This is a genomic window from Modestobacter muralis (genome assembly GCF_010682105.1).
GTDB classification, from domain to species: Bacteria; Actinomycetota; Actinomycetes; order Mycobacteriales; family Geodermatophilaceae; genus Modestobacter; species Modestobacter muralis.
In genome coordinates, this window is record NZ_JAAGWH010000065.1 from 1 (window position 1) to 8926 (window position 8926).

General features: G+C 69.6%; 8 protein-coding genes. 4 read left to right on the forward strand and 4 right to left on the reverse strand.

Going from position 1 to position 8926, the window contains the following annotated elements:
- Positions 1-467 (reverse strand): recombinase family protein (locus tag GCU67_RS20140; RefSeq protein WP_211661796.1); only part of this gene is annotated, 467 nt, incomplete at its 3' end.
- A gap of 415 nt (positions 468-882) precedes the next feature.
- Here GCU67_RS20140 and GCU67_RS20145 point away from each other — a divergent pair.
- The gene (locus GCU67_RS20145; RefSeq protein WP_163613159.1) at positions 883-2025 is read left to right on the forward strand and encodes a glutathione-independent formaldehyde dehydrogenase; all 1143 of its coding nucleotides are present in this window, start codon (positions 883-885) and stop codon (positions 2023-2025) included.
- Between the two features lie 988 nt (positions 2026-3013).
- Here the strand turns inward: GCU67_RS20145 and GCU67_RS20150 are convergent.
- Positions 3014-3322, reverse strand: a complete 309-nt coding sequence (locus GCU67_RS20150) for a putative quinol monooxygenase (protein WP_163613160.1) — start codon at positions 3320-3322, stop codon at positions 3014-3016.
- Between the two features lie 786 nt (positions 3323-4108).
- Between GCU67_RS20150 and GCU67_RS20155 the strand changes: the two genes are divergently transcribed.
- Together GCU67_RS20155 and GCU67_RS20160 are read left to right on the forward strand one after the other, a co-directional pair.
- Positions 4109-4780 (forward strand): GAF domain-containing protein, encoded by a 672-nt coding sequence (locus tag GCU67_RS20155; RefSeq protein ID WP_163613161.1) that lies wholly within the window; start codon positions 4109-4111, stop codon positions 4778-4780.
- A gap of 22 nt (positions 4781-4802) precedes the next feature.
- The gene (locus GCU67_RS20160) at positions 4803-5384 is read left to right on the forward strand and encodes an EAL domain-containing protein (protein WP_338105183.1); all 582 of its coding nucleotides are present in this window, start codon (positions 4803-4805) and stop codon (positions 5382-5384) included.
- On the opposite strand, the gene GCU67_RS20165 is transcribed toward GCU67_RS20160, so the two are convergent.
- Positions 5378-6862, reverse strand: coding sequence for a methyl-accepting chemotaxis protein (locus GCU67_RS20165; RefSeq protein WP_338105184.1), 1485 nt, complete (start codon positions 6860-6862; stop codon positions 5378-5380). The genes GCU67_RS20160 and GCU67_RS20165 overlap by 7 nt on opposite strands.
- 505 nt (positions 6863-7367) lie before the next feature.
- Here GCU67_RS20165 and GCU67_RS21455 point away from each other — a divergent pair.
- A complete protein-coding gene (locus GCU67_RS21455) occupies positions 7368-7664 on the forward strand; it encodes a helix-turn-helix domain-containing protein (protein ID WP_211661795.1) in 297 nt (98 codons plus the stop codon).
- A gap of 59 nt (positions 7665-7723) precedes the next feature.
- Here the strand turns inward: GCU67_RS21455 and GCU67_RS20175 are convergent, their stop codons facing one another.
- Complete coding sequence (locus GCU67_RS20175; RefSeq protein ID WP_163613165.1) at positions 7724-8875, reverse strand: IS30 family transposase; 1152 nt, start codon at positions 8873-8875, stop codon at positions 7724-7726.
- Positions 8876-8926: the final 51 nt, after the last annotated feature.

Here is an 8926-nt window from a genome sequence, read left to right on the forward strand (position 1 = left end):
TGTGCGCGCATGGCCTGCGCGGCGGTGAGCCGTTCCGGGGTCATGACGGTGGGGCGGCCGCCGGCGCGGCCGCGGGCCCGGGCGGCGGCTAGGCCGGCGCGGGTGCGTTCGCTAATGAGGCGTCGTTCCATCTGGGCGACGGCGGCGAAGATGTGGAAGACGAGTTCCCCGCCGACGGTGGTGGTGTCGATGGCTTCGGTGAGGGACCGGAACTGGATGCCGCGGGAGCCGAGGTCGTTGACGATGGTGGTGAGGTCGGCGACCGATCGGCCGAGCCGGTCGATTCGCCAGACCGCGAGGGTGTCCCCGGGCCGCAGGAAGTCCAGGCAGGCGATGAGCTGTGGGCGGGCGGTGTTGGCGCCGGAGGCGTAGTCGGTGAAGACCCGCACCGCGCCAGCGGCGGTCAGGGCGTCGTGCTGAAGCGCTGGGTCTTGCTCGAGGGTGGACACCCGCGCGTAGCCGACCATGTTCACGCGCGCAGGCTAGCGGGAGCGGCCCACAAACGTCAGAGGTCGAGAGATTCGGGCCGTTGATTTCGGGCACCGGTTCTGGGCCGGTTGACCCGTCAGTCGACCTGCAGGAATGCCCGACGAGTCAAGAGGTGCCCGGAGAGGCCCAGAAACGGGGGTTTTCGAGCTATGCCGACCTGGTCGGTCCGAGTGTGCGGGACCAGTTTGGTGGCTTCCGCGGAGCTGACGAAAGGGGTTTAAACGGCGTCGAATGCAGCCTGGGGACCGGACGGATGGTGGTGCGCCGCCCAGAGATGGTTGAACCCCCCGGGCACCGGGCAGGCCAGGGGAGCGCGAGGAGCGCCGGGAGCCACAGCGGTCGAGCATCGGCCGTGCTCCCGCGTCCCGCGATCAATCCCTGGAGGTAACCCCCATGCGTGCACTCGTCTACAACGGCCCCCGCGACGTCTCGGTCCAGCAGGTCCCCGACGCAAAGGTCGAGCATCCCACCGACGCCGTCATCCGGGTGACCGCGACCAACATCTGCGGCTCCGACCTGCACATGTACGAGGGCCGCACCGACCTGGAGACCGGCATGGTCATCGGCCACGAGAACCTCGGCGAGGTCGTCGAGGTCGGGGCAGGCGTGACCAAGCTCAGCGTCGGCGACCGCGTCGTGCTGCCGTTCAACATCGGTTGCGGCTTCTGCGAGAACTGCGAGCAGGGTCGCACCGGCTTCTGCCTCACCGTGAACCCCGGCGTCGCCGGCGGCGCCTACGGGTTCGCCGGCATGGGCGGGTACAGCGGTGGCCAGGCCGAGTACCTGCGCGTCCCCTTCGCCGACTTCAACGCCCTCCAGCTCCCCGAGGACAGCGTGGAGAAGGAGAACGACTACGTCATGCTCGCCGACATCTTCCCCACCGGCTGGCACGGCACCCGGCTGGCCAAGGTCGCTCCCGGTGACTCGGTCACCGTCTACGGCGGTGGCCCGGTCGGCCTGATGGCCGGCTACTCAGCGGTGCTCCAGGGCGCCAGCGAGGTCTACGTGATCGACCACCTGGCCGAGCGTCTCGCGCTGGCCGAGGAGTTCGGCGCGATCGGGATCAACTCGAGCACGGGCGACCCGATCGAGCAGATCAAGGACGCCACGAAGGGCCGCGGCACCGACCGCGGCGTGGAGGCGATCGGCTACCAGGCACACGACAGCCAGGGCGTCGAGCAGCCCAACATGACGATGAACGGCCTGGTCGAGGTCGTGAAGGCCACCGGCACCATCGGCGTGGTCGGCCTGTTCCTGCCCGAGGACCCGGGCGCCTCCGACGAGCTCGCCAAGAAGGGCCAGCTGGCCTTCGACTACGGCAAGTTCTGGTTCAAGGGCCAGACGATCGGAAACGGCCAGGCCAACGTGAAGAACTACAACCGCGCGCTGGCCCGGCTCATCCACCAGGGCAAGGCCACCCCGGCCCGCCTGGTCAGCCACAACCTGGGTCTGGACGAGGCGCCCGAGGCCTACCGGCACTTCGACGCCCGCGACCAGGGCTGGACGAAGGTCGTCCTCAACCCCACGAAGGGCTGAGACCGCCGACCGGGCGTCGGGTCGAGCAAGGACCCGACGCCTGGTTGCCGTCCGCCAGTGTGAGCCGATGGAGCTCATCCGCCACCCCTGGTGGGTACGGCTGCTAGCAAGCCGCCGGGGTCCACACCCCCCCCGGCGGTTGCGCAAGGTCGTGTCAACTGACACCTGAGCGCTTGGTGGTCGTCAGACTGTGCCGCAATGCAGGCCCACCAAGGCGATGCTGGCGGGGGCGCAGTCAGCAGCACGAAGTCGCCGGGGTGGACTCCGCCGCGGCGGGCGGCGCCGTACTCGATCGTCAGAGCGGCGGGCAGGGTTGCCGCACCGGCCGATGCCAGGGTCTCAAGGGACGGCGCACGAGGGGCACCTGATCTTCCTCGCGGTGTTCCCGGCCGGGTTCGTCTACCGGACCCGTATCGCCTGACTCAGTGACTGTCCCGGGACCACCGGCCCTACCCCGCCCGTGTCGCTCAGGTAAGACACCCGCTGAAGCTGGTCCGGGTCCCGCACAAGAGGTGTGACCAAGGGTTGCTGCGATCGCCGCAACCCCAGGAGTGCCTGAGCTCTGGCCAGCAACCGCCAACCGCGTGGTCCCTCAGCTCGATCGCTCAGCAGGCGTCCCTCGTCCTGACTGCGAGGGCATTCACTAGCTTCGGGGGTACCTGTGGTGGTGCGTCCGCCCTCCACAAGCAGGACCACGCCCCTGGCGAAGCCTGCTGGTGGCGGGAATCGACATGCGACCGTGGCGGCGACCTCGGCCAAGTGCCCAGCAGAGCGGATGCAACTGCGTCGTCTCCGTGGTCGACGTCCGGATGCTGAGCTCGGCGCTGCTCAGAACCCGCAGTCGTGATCGACGCGGTAGGAGTGAAGACTTCGGTTCTTGCCTTCGCGGTCGCCCATGGCAGCGCGCCGCGGTGGGACGTTGTCGGCAGGCGCTGAGACATCCGCGAGCCGCCCGCGGCGGGCGAACCCACCGCGGGCGCCGCCTGTTCTATGCGGGCTGCTTCTCGGCGACGACGTCGAGCTGCTCGATCACGGGTGCCTCGAAGAGCACACCCGTGTTCTCGCCGAGCGCCTGTGCTACCGCCCCCGACAGGTGCGCCTGGCGCCCGTCGTCGTCGGGGAAGGCGTCAAAGATCCCGAACGAGGAGGGTCCGAACTGGATGCCGAACCACCTGACGGTCGCGGGTTCCCCCTCGACGATCGACAGCCCCTGGTTCAAGAAAGCGCGGACGTCGTCCTCCCTGCCAGGCAGCGCCTCAAGGCGCACCAGAAGGGCTTTGCTGACTTGTGTCGCCATCTCGGGTTTCTCCTTCGGTGGTTCGCGTTGTCACGATGACCGGAACGCCGCTAGGGCGGAGGATGGACCAACATTCGGGCCGACTTCTCTTGTCCAGCGTGCCGGTCCATTCGACACTGTCATGCCGATCCCCACGGCGTCCATCTGGGGATTCGTCGATGTCGGCGAGGACGCTCGCTCCAGTGACCATTTGCCACCGTGACGACCGTCTCTGCAGCGTGGCCTCCACGTCCCCGTGCTCCTCCTGCAGCTCGCGGGCCACCCGGCTCATCACCTCACCGAGGTGCTCCATCGGCTCGGCAGGCAGCTCCGGGGTCTCGGTCACCGGAGAAATGTACTGCGTCCGGCCGCCCCGCTGATCTAGTCGGAATCGACGCGGTGGCAGGCGATGGTTCGTTGCTCATCACTCGGTCGTGGCTCACCCAGCCCGGGGCAGCCGACGGGCGCATGGTGGTAGGTGGCCCGCCGCGGCCCCGAAGGTCCTGGAGGCCCCGGCAGGTCAGGTTCCACCGGTCAGACAGCCGGCCGGTGGAGCCGCCGCCATCCCACCGGCGGGGGCCCCGTGAAACGCCTCCCCCGTAGTGCAGTCACTGCCCGGCGACGTCCCTCGGCTCCCAGTTCCGCCGGCGCTCACCTCGCTGCCGGGCCCGTGCGGTCCAGCCGGCAGCGAACGCATTACACAGAGAAGGTTGCGGACAACCCTATGACGAGCGTTTCACTGCCATGATGCGCACTCGCAGGGAGGAAGTGATGTAGCTCAATGTCCGAGCTGCCGAATATGAGGTCATGACCATGCTTCTGCCCGCGCCGTCGTCCGGGCCACCCCCGCCGTCGCTGCTGGCAGGCATGGACCCCGCGTGGGTGTCCTGGGTCCTCGACACCGCCCGGCAGCGCCTGGGCGTGAACATCGCCTGGCTGTCGGAGTTCACCGGCACCCAGCAGCACATCCACGCCGCGACCGGTGACCTGGCATCGATGAACGTCCGCCCCGGCATGACCGCTTCCCTGGAGGGCTCGTTCTGCGTGCGGGTGCTCACCGGCCAGCTGCCCCCGGTGGTCACCGACGCCACCCGCGACCCCCGCACCCGCGACCTGCCGGTCGCCGGAGACCTGAACATCGGCTCCTACGTCGGCGTCCCGATACGCACCCGAGCAGGCGAGCCAGTGGGCATGCTGTGCGTCCTCAGCCCCCACCAGAACCCGCACTTGACCGAGGCCTCGGCCCGGCATCTGGAGTTCCTCGCCCAGCTGATCAGCGACCACATCGGCGGAGCCGAACCCGGCCGCCCCGACCGGCACGCCCGCCGCGCCCACGTCCTCAACGTACTCGACGCCCAGCAGGTGAACGTGGTCTTCCAGCCGGTGGTGCACCTGGACACCGGGGACGCCGTCGCCTACGAGGCCCTCGCCCGGTTCCCCGCAGCAGACGGGGACACCCCCCGCGACGCTGTTCGGTGACGCGGCGGCCACCGGCCTCGGGGTGGAACTGGAAGAACTGGCTCTCCGCGGCGTCTTGCGCCACTTGGGCGACCGGCCCCGGCACCTGCCCATCGGGATCAACCTGTCCCCCGAGGCGCTGCTGCGCCCAGCGGTGTTCGACCTGGTGATGGACCACCGCGACCACGGCATCGGCGTTGAACTCACCGAACACGCCCAGGTCACCGACTACGACATCCTGGCCACGGCCACCGCGCAGCTGCAGGCGGCCGGGATCCTGCTCAGCATCGATGACACCGGCGCCGGCTACGCCAGCCTGCGCCACATCCTCAAACTCACCCCCGACGCGATCAAGCTCGACATCAGCCTCGTCACCGACATCCACCACGACCCGGCCAAACAGGCCCTCACCGCCGCCATGGTCACCTTCGCGACCCGGACCGGGGCGCCCCTGGTCGCTGAAGGTGTGGAGACCCCTCAGGAGCGGGCCTGCCTCTGCGCCCTGGGCGTGAACTACGCCCAGGGCTACCTGTTCGGCCGGCCCGCCCCACTGCCCCCGACCGCCCACCAGAACCCCAAGACATCCGAAAACCCGGGGCAACCCGCCCCACGTCGCTGTCAGTAGGTGAACCGGCCCACGGTGGTGCGCAGGTCGCTGGCCATCCGGGACAGCTCGTCGACCGCCAGCCGGGTCTGCCCCAGCGCCTGCGTGGTCGACGAGGCAGCCGCCGACACTGCAGTCGTGTTGGTGGCGATCTCGGTCGACCCTCCGGCGGCTTCCTGCACAGACCGAGACATCTCGTTCGTCGTCGCCGTCTGCTCCTCCACCGCGCTGGCGATGGTCAGCTGGAAGTCGTTGATCTGCCCGATCACCCCGGAGATCCCGCCGATCGCCGCCACCGCGCGCGTGGTGTCGGCCTGGATTGCCTCGACCCGGCGGGCGATGTCCTCCGTGGCCCGGGCGGTCTCCTGGGCCAGCTCCTTGACCTCGTTGGCCACCACGGCGAACCCCTTGCCCGCCTCACCGGCGCGTGCCGCCTCGATCGTGGCGTTCAACGCCAGCAGGTTCGTCTGCTCGGCGATGGACGTGATCGTCTTGACCACCGCGCCGATCTCCTGGCTCGAGGTGCCCAATGCCTGGATGGTCTCCGTCGTCGTCTGCGCCTCGACGACCGCCTGGGAGGCCACCCGGGTGGCCTCGTTGACGCTCTGGCTGATCTCCCGGATCGCCGAGCCCATCTCATCGGCGCCGGCGGCCACCGTCGCGACGTTGCGGGAGACTTCCTCCGCGGCCGCCGACACCACACCGGACTGCACCGAGGTCTCATCCGCCGAGGCCGAGATCTCCGCCGCCGACGCCGACAGCTCCTCCGACGCCGCCGCCACCGCATCCGAGGAGGCCGCCACCGAAGCCAGCACCGAACGCAGGTTGCCTTGTGCCTCGTCCAGCGCGCGAGCTGTCTGACCGAGCTCATCGCTCCGGTCGACGTCCGTGCGCGTCGTCAGGTCGCCGGCGGCCAGGGCGCGGAGCCCGTCCCGGATGCGGACCAGTGGACGGGTGACTGCGCGAGTGACGGCAACGCCCACCAGACAGGTGAGCAGCAGCCCCACCCCGATGACCGTGAACAGCACCTTCCGCGAGAACAGGTAGTCCTCGTGTCCGTCGTCCTGCAGCTTCACCGTCGCTGCCTGCTGTGCCTGCTGAGCGTCACCGAACGCGGCCAACGCCTGGACGCCCAGGTCCCTGACCTGCGGGAGCGCTGCCTGGAAGCCGGCGATGTCACCGGCCGCCGCTGCGGGGAGCACGTCCTGCGCCCGCGCCGCCCGGTACTGGGTCACGATCGGCTCGATCGCCTCCGCTTCGGGTACCGGGACACCCTCCTCGCCGTACTGCTGCAGTGCCGCGTCCAGTGACGCGTCGTCGGCGCTGAGCTTTTCCAGCGCCGCAGCCCGATTCTCTGGTGCCGCGAAGAGCACGCCGTAAGTGTCCAACCGGGTGTCGAGGAAGGCCACATGAGCTGCGGCCAGGTGCCCGGCGGCAGCGGTTCCCGCCTGCTGCTGTTCCCCGACACCGTCCATCCCGGCCATCCGCTCGAGGCCCACGCCACCGACGGCACCGGCAACCAGGAGCCCGCACACGACCGTGGACCCGACCTTCCACCTGACTGACAGGTCCCCCCACCATCTGGTCGGACGACGGTGCTGAACGGCGGTCATGTGTCCTCCTGGGACGAGCGTGCGGCGACGACGACGACGGAAAGGTCGCGCACAAGGTGACGGTGTGAGCACATAGTCGCCACTCCCGTGCGCTGACCTAGCGCTGGCGAACGGCGTTTCGCGCCGTCGGCGGATAATTCCACGTGGCCGTTCGCGGGCATTCCCATGTCGATATCGGCCGAGGGTCCCAACGACTGCACCAGTCTTCTCCCTGCCGCGTCATGCCAGACGGCGGACACGAGCCACGACCGCTGCACACCCCGGAGGTGGGGGGCGGAGCACCAACCACGAAAGTCAGCCACAACCCGGTGGAGCGTCCCTTCTCATAAAGAACCCACCACGGTCCGGCACCAGCCCCGCCGTCGAACGAGGCTTCCTGCGTCGGCGTCGCGTGGAGGACTACGCCCGGGAACTCGGGTACTCGCCGCGCACGCTGTCCCGCGCCAGCCTCGCCGCAACTGGAGTCGGCGCGAAGGAGGTCCTCGACCGGCGTGTGGTGCTCGAAGCCAAGCGACTGCTGGCTCACACCGACCGCTCGGCAGCCCAGGTCGGCGCACAGTTGGGCTTCTCCAGCGCCACCAACTTCAGCAAGTACTTCCACCAGCGGACGGGGACGAGTCCTATCGTCTTCCGGGCGCAGGTCCGGGGTGAGGGCCCGGTGGAGCGACGGGCGACGCGGTCAGGCTGAGTCCGGGCTCGTCGGCCCAGAAACGGTCAGTTCTGGGCCGCCCGCAAACGGGGGCGGTCTCAACGGGTCTGTGCAACGGCCTCGTTGAATGCTTCGGCGGGAGTCTTCCAGCCCAGTGTTTGTCGGGGTCGTCCGTTGAGGCGTGCGGCAATGGCGTCGAGGTCGTCTTGGGTGAATGCGCGCAGGTCAGCGCCTTTGGGCAGGTACTGGCGCAGGAGCCCGTTGGTGTTCTCGTTGCTGCCTCGCTGCCAAGGGCTTTTGGGGTCGCAAAAGTAGACGTTGACCCCGGTGGCGACGGTGAACTGGGCGTGTTCGGCCATCTCCTTGCCCTGATCCCAGGTCAGGGAACGGCGCAGCTGAGCAGGCACCCGCTGGATCGCAGCGGCCAGGGCGGGATGCACCTGCTCGGCCTTCTTGCCCTCCGGTAGCGCGACCAGCGCCACCAGCCGGCTGGTGCGCTCCACCAGGGTGGCGACCGCGCTGGGGAGCTTGCCCAGCACCAGGTCACCTTCCCAGTGCCCGGGCACTGCCCGGTCGGCGACCTCGGCCGGGCGCTCGGAGATCGGGATGGTGTCCCGGAGTTGCCCGCGGCCGGTGGGCAGCTTCGCGCCTCGCGGCTGCCGGGTGGCCCGCCCGGTGCGCAGCGACCGGGTCAGCTCACGCGCCAACCCGCCCCTGGCCTGCACGAACAGGGTCAAGTAGATCGTCTCGTGGGAGATCCGCATGTCCGGGTCGTCGGGAAAGTCCACGACCAAGCGTGCCGCGATCTGCTGCGGAGACCACTCCAACCCCAGCCCTCGCACGACCTCGGCGCGCAGCCGGCCGTGGCCGGCCAGCTTCGCTGGCTTCGGTCGCAACGCCCGCACATCAGCGGCAGCGTCTGCCGCCGCGGCCCGGTAAGCAGCCCGACCGCCGTTGCGGGCCAGCTCCCGACTGACCGTGGACGCCTGCCTGCCCAGGCCCCGGGCGATGGCCCGACACGTGGCGCCGGCGGCGATCCCGCGGCTGATCTCCTCCCGCTCTACTGCGGTCAGCGCCAGTCGGCCCCGCCGGCGGGTCGGTGGCCGCACCCCGCCGCAGGCCTCGACGTACCTGCGCATCGGCCCGCGGGACACCCCCATCGACCGGGCGATCAAGCGCAGCGACTCACCCGACCGCCACTGCACCCACAACTGCTCCTGCTGCTCCACCGACAACCCGAACGACTTCACGCCAACCGCCTCCCAGACCACGAGCTCGTGATCATCCGCAGGGGCTGTTGC